The sequence below is a fragment of the Bifidobacterium sp. LH_419 genome (assembly GCF_056356955.1).
This window is the reverse complement of the sequence record NZ_JBKEVG010000016.1, coordinates 41,653-54,335: the sequence shown is the minus strand read 5'-3', so window position 1 is coordinate 54,335 and position 12,683 is coordinate 41,653. Positions and strand designations below refer to the sequence as shown.

General features: G+C 67.0%; 8 protein-coding genes and 1 tRNA gene. 5 read left to right on the top strand and 4 right to left on the bottom strand.

Annotation, left to right across the window (positions count from 1 at the left end):
• Window positions 1–202 precede the first annotated feature (202 nt).
• Window positions 203–278: transfer RNA gene (locus AC1AYX_RS09430), tRNA-His, on the bottom strand.
• A 1,232-nt stretch (window positions 279–1,510) separates the two neighbouring features.
• On the opposite strand from AC1AYX_RS09430, the gene AC1AYX_RS09425 reads away from it, so the two are divergent.
• Window positions 1,511–2,548, top strand: coding sequence for a threonine aldolase family protein (locus tag AC1AYX_RS09425; RefSeq protein ID WP_476503230.1), 1,038 nt, complete (start codon window positions 1,511–1,513; stop codon window positions 2,546–2,548).
• 44 nt (window positions 2,549–2,592) lie between these two features.
• On the opposite strand, the gene AC1AYX_RS09420 is transcribed toward AC1AYX_RS09425, so the two are convergent.
• Both AC1AYX_RS09420 and AC1AYX_RS09415 read right to left on the bottom strand, forming a co-directional pair.
• Window positions 2,593–3,798 (bottom strand): glycosyltransferase, encoded by a 1,206-nt coding sequence (locus AC1AYX_RS09420; protein WP_476503229.1) that lies wholly within the window; start codon window positions 3,796–3,798, stop codon window positions 2,593–2,595.
• 54 nt (window positions 3,799–3,852) lie between these two features.
• Window positions 3,853–5,070, bottom strand: a complete 1,218-nt coding sequence (locus tag AC1AYX_RS09415) for a pyridoxal phosphate-dependent aminotransferase (protein WP_476503228.1) — start codon at window positions 5,068–5,070, stop codon at window positions 3,853–3,855.
• Between the two features lie 192 nt (window positions 5,071–5,262).
• Here AC1AYX_RS09415 and purT point away from each other — a divergent pair, with 192 nt between their 5' ends.
• From purT to AC1AYX_RS09395, 4 genes are all read left to right on the top strand, one after another.
• Window positions 5,263–6,573, top strand: a complete 1,311-nt coding sequence (gene purT / locus AC1AYX_RS09410; protein WP_476503227.1) for a formate-dependent phosphoribosylglycinamide formyltransferase — start codon at window positions 5,263–5,265, stop codon at window positions 6,571–6,573.
• Window positions 6,574–6,681: 108 nt separating this feature from the next.
• On the top strand, window positions 6,682–7,371 hold the full coding sequence (gene purC, locus AC1AYX_RS09405; RefSeq protein WP_476503226.1) for a phosphoribosylaminoimidazolesuccinocarboxamide synthase: 690 nt from the start codon (window positions 6,682–6,684) through the stop codon (window positions 7,369–7,371).
• A 254-nt stretch (window positions 7,372–7,625) separates the two neighbouring features.
• Entirely contained in the window at window positions 7,626–11,378 is a 3,753-nt protein-coding gene (locus tag AC1AYX_RS09400) for a phosphoribosylformylglycinamidine synthase (protein ID WP_476503225.1), read from the top strand.
• Between the two features lie 134 nt (window positions 11,379–11,512).
• Window positions 11,513–12,049 (top strand): DNA-deoxyinosine glycosylase, encoded by a 537-nt coding sequence (locus AC1AYX_RS09395; RefSeq protein WP_476503224.1) that lies wholly within the window; start codon window positions 11,513–11,515, stop codon window positions 12,047–12,049.
• Between the two features lie 40 nt (window positions 12,050–12,089).
• Here AC1AYX_RS09395 and AC1AYX_RS09390 read toward each other — a convergent pair whose 3' ends face one another.
• Window positions 12,090–12,656, bottom strand: a complete 567-nt coding sequence (locus AC1AYX_RS09390) for a hypothetical protein (protein WP_476503223.1) — start codon at window positions 12,654–12,656, stop codon at window positions 12,090–12,092.
• Window positions 12,657–12,683 lie beyond the last annotated feature (27 nt).

The following is a 12,683-nucleotide window of genomic DNA, read 5'->3' as shown; positions in this document are numbered from 1 at the left end:
CGAGCTTCGGCCTGGATGCAAAAGGAAAGGAAGACAACGGAAATCCTGCGACAGCATCCACACCACGCCCGGGATTTCTAAAACACCACGTTTGGTTCCTATAACCCTCGCCTACCGCACCATGAGGGTTTTACCGCACCATGGGATGAAACGGGGGGGGAGGGAATACGAAAAGACCCCGAGGTTTCCCTCGGGGTCTTGGTGGGGTGGCTAACGTGGCTCGAACACGCGACCTTCTGAACCACAATCAGATGCTCTACCAACTGAGCTATAGCCACCATTGTTCTCGACCCGCTCTCGCCGGTCGGCAACGAGTGAATACAATACAGGAGTTTCCGCCGTTGTCCAACTACGGCGTGTCGCGCCTGTTTCCAAGGATTGAGGGCATATATACCCCAAGAGCACGATGCAGGAAAGCACGCAACTATTCGCGAAATCGTGGAATCCCACGCCGCATCGCCCATTTCGTCCCCTCTGCACCACACCTCCGCTCCTCGCGCGCGGACGGCTGCAGGCCCGACTCGCCGCGTTGGGCGCGCCCGCGACCTCCGCTCCTCGCGCGCGGACGGCTGATCACGGGTGGTTACGCGTTGGCGAAGTTCTGACCTCCGCTCTTCGCGCTCGGACAGCCGCCGATGCATGTCTGCGCGGTGGGGCGGGTGACGCCTCCGTTCCACGCACGCGGACGGCCGCACGTAGGCGGCGCGCCCGCCCGCCACTCCACCACGCCCCCACCGGTTCCACCGTCGGTCCCTTCGTTTCACAAGTACGGCCGCCCGCGCCGCAGCAAAACCCACGCCCGGCAAACCCTGCATCCCACGTCGCCTTTGCGAACCGTCATCGCCCCACCCAATCGCTCGCATACGCACATGAGAACGGTCACATTGTTCGCTTGTGTTCATTTCAACATAGCCCGTCACCCTTACTGCCGATTGGCTTTCCGGCGTGTTGAAGCGTGCAGCATGTTCGGTTTTTGGTATACTTACCAGTGAAGGCCGGAGTTTAAGATCGGCCGGGAATCCGGCAGGTCGCAACGAAGCGCAGAAAGCCGTAAGGCCGCAGGCGCAACGCCTTCGAGATAACTGAACAGCGATCGATGGTGAATTCACCGAGGTGCGGCAAGGCAACACGGCGCAGGCGCCGGGCCGCGAAAGAAACACGTGTACTGGTTGTTTGTGGTTCATCATTGCAAGGAGGCCGCGCAAGGCGGCGCGGCGAAAGCAGCAAAGCGTACCATCGCCTCCTTCCCCATCAGATGGCCCCCGGAACTTCTTCCCTTCGGTTCCGGGGGCCATCTTCTTGTGCGCGGGACACGAGGCCTCGCACGCCCCCCCTCGGCCCCGCTTCGCGGAACAGCTCCCGCCGGCGGGAGCGAAGAGGTACGGATACGCTCGGTCATGCAGACCACCCTCAGTCAGCCGTAGGCTGACAGCTCCCGCCAGCGGGAGCGCAAACTCCATGCGGGAGCGGAAACTCCGCGCGGGAGCGGCCGGCCACTACACTGGTCGTCATGCTTTCCTTCGAGAACGATTACTCTCGCGCGGCGCACCCGGCGGTGCTCGACGCGATCGCCCGCATCAACGAGAACCTGTACCCCGGCTACGGCATGGATCCGATCTGCGAGCGCGCCAAGGCGAAAATCCGCGAGGCGTGCGCCCTGCCGGAGGCGGACATCCACTTCCTGGTCGGCGGCACGCAGACCAACCAGGTCGTCATCGACGCGGTCACGCCGCCGTACGCGGGCGTCGTCGCCGTCGCATCCGGCCATCCGAACGTGCACGAGGCGGGCGCCATCGAATACTCCGGTCACAAGGTGCTCACGCTCCCCCATCACGATGGGAAGATGGACGCGGCCGAGCTCGACGAGTACTGCGCAACCTTCTACGCGGACGGCAACCACGGGCACATGGTCTTCCCCGGATGCGTCTACGTCTCCATGTCGACCGAATACGGCACCGTCTACTCGAAGGCGGAACTCGAGGCCATCGCCGACGTCGCGCACCGTTACGACATGCCGTTGTTCGTGGACGGCGCGCGTCTCGGCTACGGCCTCACGGCGACCGGCTGCGACATGACGCTGCCCGATCTCGCCCGCATCGCCGACGTCTTCTATATCGGCGGCACGAAGGTGGGCGCGATGTTCGGCGAGGCGGTCGTGTTCGCGAACCGTGACGCGCGTTCCGCCGCGCCGCGTCATTTCCTCACCGAGATCAAGCAGCATGGCGCGCTGCTCGCGAAGGGCTTCCTGCTGGGCGCGCAGTTCGACGCGCTGTTCACCGACGACCTGTACTTCCGCATCGCCCGCAACGCGAACGTGCAGGCGGACCGCATCCGCGCCGCCCTGCGCGACAAGGGCTACACGCTCACGTTCGAGGCGCCGACGAACCAGATCTTCGTCACGCTCGACCAGCCGACCATCGACCGTCTGGAACGCGACGTGCGTCTCGGCTTCATGGAGAAGGCGGACGAGTCGCACACGGTGATGCGCATCTGCACGAGCTGGGCGACCACGGACGAGGAGACGGACCGGCTCATCGCCCTGCTGTAGCAGTCCCCACTACGGCAGTCCCCGCTACGGCAATCCCCGCCGTATCACGCCTCCGCCGTGGCGATCGCCTCGCGTTCCATGTCGACGAACCGGTGGACGGACGCCTCCACCGAATAATGCTCGCGCGTGTGCTCGGCGTAGACCGCGCCCCAGCGCGCGAGCTCGTCCGGATGATCGATCCACCAGTCGATGCGGCGCGCGAGCATCGCGGCGTCGCGCACCGGGAACAGCGAGGCGTCGGTCAGCGCGAACTGGCTCGCCGCGGACAGTTCGGACGCGGCGATGACCGGCACGAGGCCGCACGCCATCGCCTCGATGACGCTCACCGATTCGATGTCGGCAATCGAACAGTGCACGAACAGGTCGCACGAACGCAGCAGCGCCGGCATGTCGACGTTGCGGTGGAAACCGATGTCCGCCTTGCGCTTGAGGCGACGGTTCGCACGGAACGTGAGATACCGTTTGAGCGGACCGGTGCCGGCGATGACCAACTGGACGTCGCTCGCGTGCCGGCTCATCGAGATCGCCTTGATGAGCGTGATCTGGTCCTTCTCGTGTGCGAGGCGGCCGGACGCGACGACGCGGAACGGCACGTGCGCGGGCGCGTCCGGATCGAACGGCTCGCGCGCGGTGAACCGTGGCGCGTAGCCGTTCGAGATCACGTGCATCGTCCCCTTGTACCCGTGTTCGCGCAGCAGGCTCGCGGTCATCTCGGTGGGCGTGTGGATGTGGTCGACGCGCTTGTACAGCCACTGGCGGAACAGCCAGTAGAGGAACCGCTCCATGCCGGGGATGTAGCGCAATGGTCCGGCGGAGTAGAGCACGTTCTCCGGCTGCAGGTGGAATCCGGCGGTCACGGGGATGCCCATCCGACGGGCGACCTTCGCGGCGTGCCGGCCGAATTTGAACGGCATGTAGATGTGGACGACGTCGACGCCTTGGAACGCGGTGCGGAACAGCGTGTCGCTCGGCTCGGCGAACTGCATCTGCTGCTTGGCGGCCACCCACGAGACGAGCGGCACCTTGTTGACGCGTGCCGGATAGTCGGGCGCGCCGACGCCGACGAGACGCACGTGATGCCCCTGCCGTTCCAGTTCGGCGGCCCATTGCAGCGCCGAATTCGACGTGCCGTTGCCCTGGTTGCCGACCGTGTCGACCACCAAGGCGATGGTCAGCGGACGGTCGATGTCCTCCTCGACGATCGGCGTCCGCCGAATCTCCTCATCATGCTCCGATTCCTGTTCACGCATTGCTCCAGTCTATGACCGCACGCGACTGGGCACGGGCCGTGCGCCGCGGCGATGCTATGCCAGCGCGCGCGTGATGCGCGACACCGCCTGATAGAGGTCGCGTTCCGGTTTCAGCAGGCTGAACCGCACGAATCCGTCCGACACGGGACCGAAGCACGATCCGGGCATGACGGCCACACCCGCATGTTCGATGAGCCATGCGGTGAACGCGTCCGACGTGCCGTAGCCATCCGGCACACGCGCCCACAGGAACAGTCCTCCGCGAGGCGGCGCCACGTCGAGCCCCGCCTCGCGCAATCCGTCGGCGAGCACCTGCGCGCGATGCCCGTAGCTTGCGCTGAGCGCCGCCACGGAACGCAGGTCGCCGCTCAGCGCGACCGCACCGGCCTGCTGCACGACGCTGGGCGCGAGCACGGCGGTCTGCTGGTGGACGGCCTTCGATGCGGCGAGGATCGCGGCGTTGCCGGCGATCCAGCCGCCGCGCCACCCGGCGACCATGAACATCTTGGACAGCGATCCGAGTTCGACGGCCACATCGAGCGCGCCCGGCGTGGCGAGGATGCTGGGCGACGGCGCGTCGCCGAACTCGATGCCCGCGTAGGCGAAATCGTTCATCACCGCGAACCGGTGCTCGTGCGCGAGCGCGACGACGCGCCCGTAGAATTCCGGCGTCGCGACGGCGCCGGTGGGATTGTTCGGATAGTTGAGGATCAGCAGCGTCGCCTCGTCCCACAGCTTCGGGTCGACGGCGTCGAGGTCCGGCAGGTAGCCGTGCGCCGGGTCCGCGGGAATCGTGACGAAGCGGCCCTTGGCGACGGCGGTGGAGCCCTCGTACTGCGGATAGTACGGGTCGACGGCCACGACCGTGTCGCCTTCGTCGATGAGCGCCTCGATGACGGTGGAGATGCCCACCGACGCGCCGGCGGTGGCGAGCAGGTGCGCGCGCGGGTCGAGCGCCACGCCGTAGCGTCCGTGATACCAGTGCGCGATTGCGTCGAGATAGGCGGGGACACCGTCGAACGCGGGATAGCGGAACAGGGACGGGTCGTGCGCGGCGTGGGCGAGCGCGTCCTGCATGAACGCGGGCGGCGCGCCGTCCGGATTGCCTTTGGACAGGTCGATGACGTCATGCCCGGCGCGGATGGCGGCCGCGGTGCGCGCGTCGGCCTGGGCGAACGGGTTCGGCGGGAGCGCCGCCGCCCTGCGTGAGATCAGATCCGCGATCGGATCGACGGACTGACTGGCTGCGGGCGACGGATTCCCTTCCCCCATCTCCAACTCCCTTTCTTCCCCTTCAGGAAACGTTGGCCCGATCGTTTATTCCCAACCGATCGGTGATACTCAAGGTACGCTGCGGATCGGCGCGTGGCGACGGCGTGTCTATACGCGGTATTTATGGACGGTTATCAACGCGTGCCGGCATGCCGGCGCGCCTCATCGGGTGGCGATGGGAGAATGTGACGCATGACCGATAGCGTGAACACCGTCAACACCGTCAATGATTCCCCTTCCTCGTCCCACTCCCCCGTCTCCGGCCGCGTGCTGGGCACGCCGCTGGGCGCGCGGCCGACGCGCGTGCTGTTCCTCGGCTCGGGCGAGCTCGGCAAGGAGGTGACGATCGAGCTCATGCGCCTCGGCGCATGGGTGTGCGCCGCCGACTCGTATGCGGGCGCACCCGCCCAGCAGGTGGCGCATGAGGCCCGCGTGCTCGACATGGCGGACGCCTCCCAGCTGCGCGCCCTGTTCGACGAGGTGAAGCCGGACATCGTCGTGCCCGAGGTGGAGGCGATCGCCACGTCCGAGCTGGCGGATGCGGCCGCCCGCGGCGTGCAGGTGGTGCCGAGCGCCGAGATCGCCGCGATCTGCATGGACCGTGAGCGTCTGCGCGTCATCGCGCACGAGGAGCTGGGACTGCCGACCACGCCCTACCGGTTCGCGGGCTCGCTGGAGGAGCTGCGCGCGGGCGCCGACGAGGTCGGCTATCCGTGCGTCGTCAAGCCGGTGATGAGCTCGTCCGGTCACGGCCAGTCGGTCGTGCGCGAGGCGGACGCGATCGACGCCGCGTGGACGGAGGCGCAGGAGGGCCGTCGCGCCGCCGGCGAGGGCGACGTGTCGCGCGTGATCGTCGAGGCGCTGGCGCCGCTCGACTACGAGCTGACCGTGCTGACGGTCTCGTCGAGCGCGGGCATCGTGACGTGCGCGCCGATCGGGCAGCGTCAGGAGTCCGGCGACTACCGCGAATCGTGGCAGCCGGCCGCGGCGACGGATGATGTGCTCGTCGAGGCGGGCCGCATCGCGCGCGCCGCCGTCGAGGGCCTCGTCGCGAAGGCGAAGGCGAGCGGCGAGACCGGCTGGGGCGTGTTCGGCGTGGAATTGTTCGTGCTGACCGACGGCTCCGTCCTGTTCAACGAGGTGTCGCCGCGTCCGCACGACACGGGCATGGTGACGATGGCCTCGCAGCGGCTCAGCGAGTTCGCGCTGCACGCGCGCGCGATCCTCGGCCTGCCGGTCACGGAGGGCCATGTGGCGCTCGCGATGCCGGAGGGCGCGGTGGCCGCCAGCCATGCGATCGTGGTCGCCGGCGACGGCGAGGCGGAGTTCTCCGGGCTCGACCGCGCGCTCGCCGAGCCGGGCACCGATCTGCGCGTCTTCGCCAAGCCGGAGGTGCACGGCCATCGCCGCATGGCCGTCGCGCTGGCGATCGGCGGTTCCGAGGCCGACGCGCGCGCCAAGGCGGGCCGCGTCGCCGACGCGCTGACCATCGAAGTGCGCTGACCATCGAGGTCGCCGGCCATCCGCCGCGGTCGTGTGTTGCATGTAGCCGGCGATTGGTACCCTTTTACCGTTAGTTCACCCAGATATTCCACTCCTGAAAGGCGAGTAATGGAGAAACTGGAAATGCTCTACAAGGGCAAGGCCAAGAAGATGTACGCAACCGACGACCCCGACGTGCTGTGGGTCGAATACATGAATCAGGCGACCGCCGGCAACGGCGCGAAGAAGGCCCAGATCGAAGGCAAGGCCAACCTGAACAACCACATCACCTCCGTCATCTTCGACCTGCTCAAGGCGCGCGGCGTGGAAAGCCACTTCATCAAGCGTCTGTCCGACACCGAGCAGCTGGTGAAGAAGATGGACATGTACCCGCTCGAGATCATCATGCGCAACACCGCGGCCGGCTCCTTCGCCAAGCGCTACGGCGTCGAGGAGGGCACTCCGCTCAAGAAGCCGATCCTCGAGTTCTGCCTCAAGTCCGATGAGCTGGGCGACCCGTTCATCAACGACGACGGCATCGTGGCCCTGGGCCTCGCCTCCGAGGAGGAGCTGGCCGAGATCTCCCGCATCGCCCGCGCCGTCAACGAGGGCCTCAAGGACATCTTCTCCAAGATCGACGTGCAGCTCGTCGACTTCAAGATCGAGGAGGGCAAGACCTCCGACGGCACCATCTTGCTCGCCGACGAGATCACCCCGGACACCTGCCGCCTGTGGGACCTCAAGGACAAGTCCGGCAAGATCGAGCATCTCGACAAGGATCTCTTCCGCCGCGACCTGGGCAACATCATCCCCGCGTAAGAGGAGATCTACGGCCGTCTGGTCAAGCTGGCCGAAGCCGAAGGCGTCGAACGCGCCGAGTGACACGCTTTCATGCAGGCTCCCTCTGACGAGGGAGCTGGACCGCGAAGCGGGACTGAGGGAGAGAACCCGTCGGGAACGACGGCATGGCGACGACGGTCGCCGTCTCTCCCTCAGTCGGCTCCGCCGACAGCTCCCTCGTCAGAGGGAGCCGATGTTTTAGGATTCCGTTCAATATTCCCGAAAGGACCCTCATGGTTTTCCGCGTGTACGTGGAGAAGAAGCCCGGCTTCGACGTCGAGGCTCAGCAGCTCGCAGGCGAGCTGAAGACCATCCTCGGCATCGCCGGCCTGAAATCCGTGCGCATCGTGAACCGCTACGACGTGGAGGGCATCAGCGCCGAGCTGTTCGCCCAGGCCACGCCCACCGTGTTCAGCGAGCCGCAGGTGGACGACGTCGCCAACGACCTGCCCGACTTCGGCGCGGCGAAGGTGTTCGCCACCGAGTTCCTGCCCGGCCAGTTCGACCAGCGCGCCGACTCCGCCAGCGAATGCATCCAGCTCATCTCGCAGGGCGAGCGTCCCACCGTGCGCTCCGCCAAGCTGTACGCCCTCGAAGGCGACCTGACCGAGGCCGACGTCGAGGCGATCAAGCGCTACGTCATCAACCCGGTCGAGGCGCGCGAGGCGTCCCTCGACGTCAAGGAGACGCTGAAGACCGCCGTGCCGACGCCCGGCAAGGTCGAGGTCATCGCCGGATTCAACGAGATGGACGCCGAGGCCGGCCAGCGGTTCATCGACGAGCGCGGCCTCGCCATGGACCTCGCGGACCTCGAGTTCTGCCAGAAGTACTTCGCCGAGGCGGGCCGCGAGCCCACGATCACCGAGATCAAGGTCATCGACACCTACTGGTCCGACCACTGCCGCCACACGACGTTCGGCACGATCCTCACCGACGTCGCCATCGACGACGAGGTCGTCAAGGCCGCGTTCGAGCGCTACCTCGAACTGCGCCACGAGCTCGGCCGCGACTCCAAGCCTCTGTGCCTGATGGACATGGGCACGATCGGCGCGAAGTGGCTCAAGAAGAACGGCATCCTCACCGGTCTCGACGAGAGCGAGGAGATCAACGCCTGCACCGTCAAGGTGAAGGTGGACGTCGACGGCGAACAGCAGGACTGGCTGTTCCTGTTCAAGAACGAGACCCACAACCACCCGACCGAGATCGAGCCGTTCGGCGGCGCCGCCACCTGCATCGGCGGCTGCATCCGCGACCCCCTGTCGGGCCGCTCCTACGTGTACCAGGCGATGCGCGTGACCGGCGCCGCCGACCCGACCGTGCCGGTCTCCGAGACGCTCGAGGGCAAGCTCCCCCAGCGCAAGCTCGTGACCACCGCGGCCGCCGGCTACTCGTCCTACGGCAACCAGATCGGCCTCGCCACCGGTCAGGTCGACGAAATCTACCACCCGGGCTACGTGGCCAAGCGCATGGAGGTGGGCGCGGTCGTGGCCGCCACCCCGGCCGACCACGTGCGCCGCGAGACCCCGGCCCCCGGCGACAAGATCATCCTGCTGGGCGGACGCACCGGACGCGACGGCATCGGCGGCGCGACGGGCGCCTCCAAGGCCCACAACGTCGAATCGCTGGAACTCGACGGCGCCGAGGTGCAGAAGGGCAACGCGCCGGTCGAGCGCAAGCTGCAGCGCCTGTTCCGCCGTGGCGACGCGTGCCGTCTCATCAAGCGCTGCAACGACTTCGGCGCGGGCGGCGTGTCCGTGGCGGTCGGCGAGCTGGCCGACGGCCTGTACGTGGACCTCAACACCGTCCCGAAGAAGTACGAGGGCCTCGACGGCACCGAGCTGGCGATCTCCGAATCGCAGGAGCGCATGGCCGTCGACGTGGCCGCGGAGGACGTCGACGAGTTCCTCGGCTACGCGCGCGAGGAGAACCTCGAGGCGACGGTGATCGCCACCGTGACCGAGGACCCGCGCATGGTGATGACCTGGAACGGCGACGAGATCGTGAACCTCACCCGCGAGTTCCTCGCCTCCAACGGCGCGCCGAAGCATCAGGCCGTGCACATCGAAGCGCAGCAGGCGTACGAGGTGCCGTCCGCGTGGACGACCGGCACGCTGGCCGAGCGCATGCACGCCCTCGTCACCGACCTCAACGTGGCCTCCAACAAGGGTCTGTCGGAGCGCTTCGACTCGACGATCGGCGCGGGCACCGTGCTTATGCCGTTCGGCGGCGTCAGGCAGCTCACCCCGAACGAGGCGATGGTCGCCAAGCTCCCCGTGTTCGGCGAGACCACGACCGCATCCGCGATGGCCTGGGGCTTCAACCCGTACATCATGGAGAAGAACCAGTTCACCGGCGCGTACCTGTCCGTCGTCGAATCGCTCGCCAAGCTGGTGGCCGCCGGCTTCGAGCATGAGAAGGCGTACCTGAGCTTCCAGGAGTACTTCGAGAAGCTGCGCGACGAGCCGGAACGTTGGGGCAAGCCGATGGCCGCCGTGCTCGGCGCCCTGATGGCGCAGATCGACCTCGGCGCCGGCGCGATCGGCGGCAAGGATTCCATGTCCGGCTCGTTCGAGGATCTCGACGTGCCGCCGACCCTGATCTCCTTCGCCGTGGCCGTGGGCAATATGAATCGCGCCACCTCCCCCGAGTTCAAGGGCGCCGGCCACCGCATCGTGCGCATCGCGCCGCGCTACCTGGCCGACGATCTCACGCCGGACAAGGACGCGCTGCTCGACGCGTTCGGTCTGGTCGAGGAGCTCACCGACTTCGGCACCGCGCTGGCCGTGTCCACGCCGGGCTACGGCGGCACCGCCGAGGCGCTGTTCAAGATGACCGTGGGCAACGGCATCGGCGTGGCTCTGAACGACGGCATCGCGCTCGACGACCTGTTCAAGCCGGCGTATGGCTCGTTCATCGTCGAGCTCAAGGACAACGAGAAGATCCCGGCCGTCTCCAACCTGGTCGAGGTCGGCGAGATCGGCATGACCACCGAGGCCTACGAGTTCACGGCCGCCGGCGAGACGCTCGACCTCGCGGGCACGCAGGACGCGTGGGAGGGCGGCATCGAATCCGTGTTCCCGTACCGTTCCCGCGGCGCGGAGAAGACGGAGACCGTCGAGACGATCGACTTCCACGCGGCCGAGGCCGGCGTGAAGAAGACCGTGTACGTGGGTTCCGGCGTGGCGCGCCCGCGCGTCATCATCCCCGTGTTCCCGGGCAACAACTGCGAGTACGATTCGGCCGCTGCGTTCGAACGCGCGGGCGCCGAGGCGCACACGCTGATCGTCAACAACCTCACGCCGGCCGCGGTGGCCGAGTCCACCGCCAAGCTGGTCGAGGAGATCGGCAAGAGCCAGATCGTGATGATCCCGGGCGGCTTCTCGGGCGGCGACGAGCCGGACGGCTCCGCCAAGTTCATCACCGCGTTCTTCCGCGCCCCCGCCGTCACCGAGGCGGTGCGCGACCTGCTGAAGAACCGCGACGGCCTGATGCTCGGCATCTGCAACGGCTTCCAGGCGCTCATCAAGCTGGGTCTGGTGCCGTTCGGCGACATCGTCGACATGGACGCGACTTGCCCGACGCTGACGTTCAACACGATCGGCCGCCACCAGAGCCGTCTCGTGCGCACGCGCGTCGCCTCCGACCTGTCCCCGTGGCTCGCCCGGACGCAGGTCGGCGACGTGCATACGGTCGCCATCTCCCACGGCGAGGGCCGTTTCGTCGCCTCCGACGAGACGCTGGCGCGTCTCAAGGCCAACGGCCAGATCGCCACGCAGTACGTGAGCGAGGCGGGCGTGCCCGGCATGGATCTGGACGTCAACCCGAACGGCTCGATGCTCGCCATCGAGGGCATCACCAGCCCGGACGGCCGCGTGTTCGGCAAGATGGGCCATTCGGAGCGTTCCGGCAACGGCCTGTACGTGAACGTGCCCGGCGACAAGTACCAGCCGATCTTCGAGGCCGGCGTCGAGTACTTCGCCGCCTGATCCGGTAGACCGGTAAGAGCGAGGGGCTGGGTTCCGGAGTCGTCAGGACTCCGGAACCCAGCCCCTTTTCCGTATGTTCCGGTTCACGATTTGCCGGCTGTGCGGATCGTGAAGCGGTTTCTATGATGGGAGGCATGGTGCGTGTGGAGCATGGGTTCGGGCCGGTGTGGGACGAGGGCTCGCGGGTGTTGGTGTTGGGGTCGATGCCGAGTCCGAAGTCGCGGGAGGCGGCGTTCTACTACATGCATCCGCGCAACCGGTTCTGGCCGGTGCTTCAGGCGCTGTTCGCGGATCCCTCCGACCCCTCCGACCGTGTGGGCGACTCCCCCGCTTCGCGCCGCGCGTTCGCGTTGCGGCATCACGTGGCGTTGTGGGATGTGATCGCCTCATGCGACATCACGGGGGCGAGCGATTCCACCATCCGCAATGCGGTGCCGAACGACATCGCTCCGATTCTGCGCGGCGCGCCGATCGCGCATGTCTTCACGACGGGCGGCAAGGCGGCGCAGCTGTATCGGCGTCTCATCGCGCCGCGACTGGACGCGGCCGGCCTCGACGTGCCGATGACGCCGCTGCCGTCGACGAGTCCGGCGAACGCGTCGATGCGGCTGGACGACCTCGTCGCCGTCTATCGCGAGGCGTTCGCCGCGGCGGGGCTCATCGGCGGGTGATTCGTCATCGACGCGGCTCGCCGACCACGACGCCGGCGGCTCAGCCGATGAGCTTGGCCTTCACGTGGTTGACGCGCACGTAGAACTTGAGATCGAAGTTGATGCTTTTGGCCTTCGCGTCGTAGGTGAACACCTTGGTGGAGTCCTCGGAGCCGAATTCCGACTTGGCGACCTTCTTGCCTTGCGCGGACTTCGAATCGGCCTTGCTCGTCCACTTGCCGGTCTTCGCGATGGACTCCGAATCGACGGTGCCGTACCAGTACGGGTACTTGCCGAAGTCGTCGGACATGACGGCGGAGATCATACCGTCCTTGACGGTGACGGTGATCTTGCAGTCCTTCGTGCAGTCCTTGCCGAAATCGGAGAACTCGTAGGTGCCGGTGATGTCGACCGGAGTGGCGGATGCCGACGCCGAGGCATCGGAGGAATCGGAGGAATCCGTCTTGTCGGGCTGTTCGGACTGTTCGGACTTCTTGGAGGAGCTCCTGTCGGTCTGCGAGCTGCTCGCGGAGCCGTTCGCCGATCCGTTCGCGGCGGAGGCGTTCGACGACCCGCATGCGCCCAGTCCGATGGCGAGCGCACCGCACAGCATCATGGTGGCCAACATCGTTCCCGTTCTCATGCCCATCGTCGA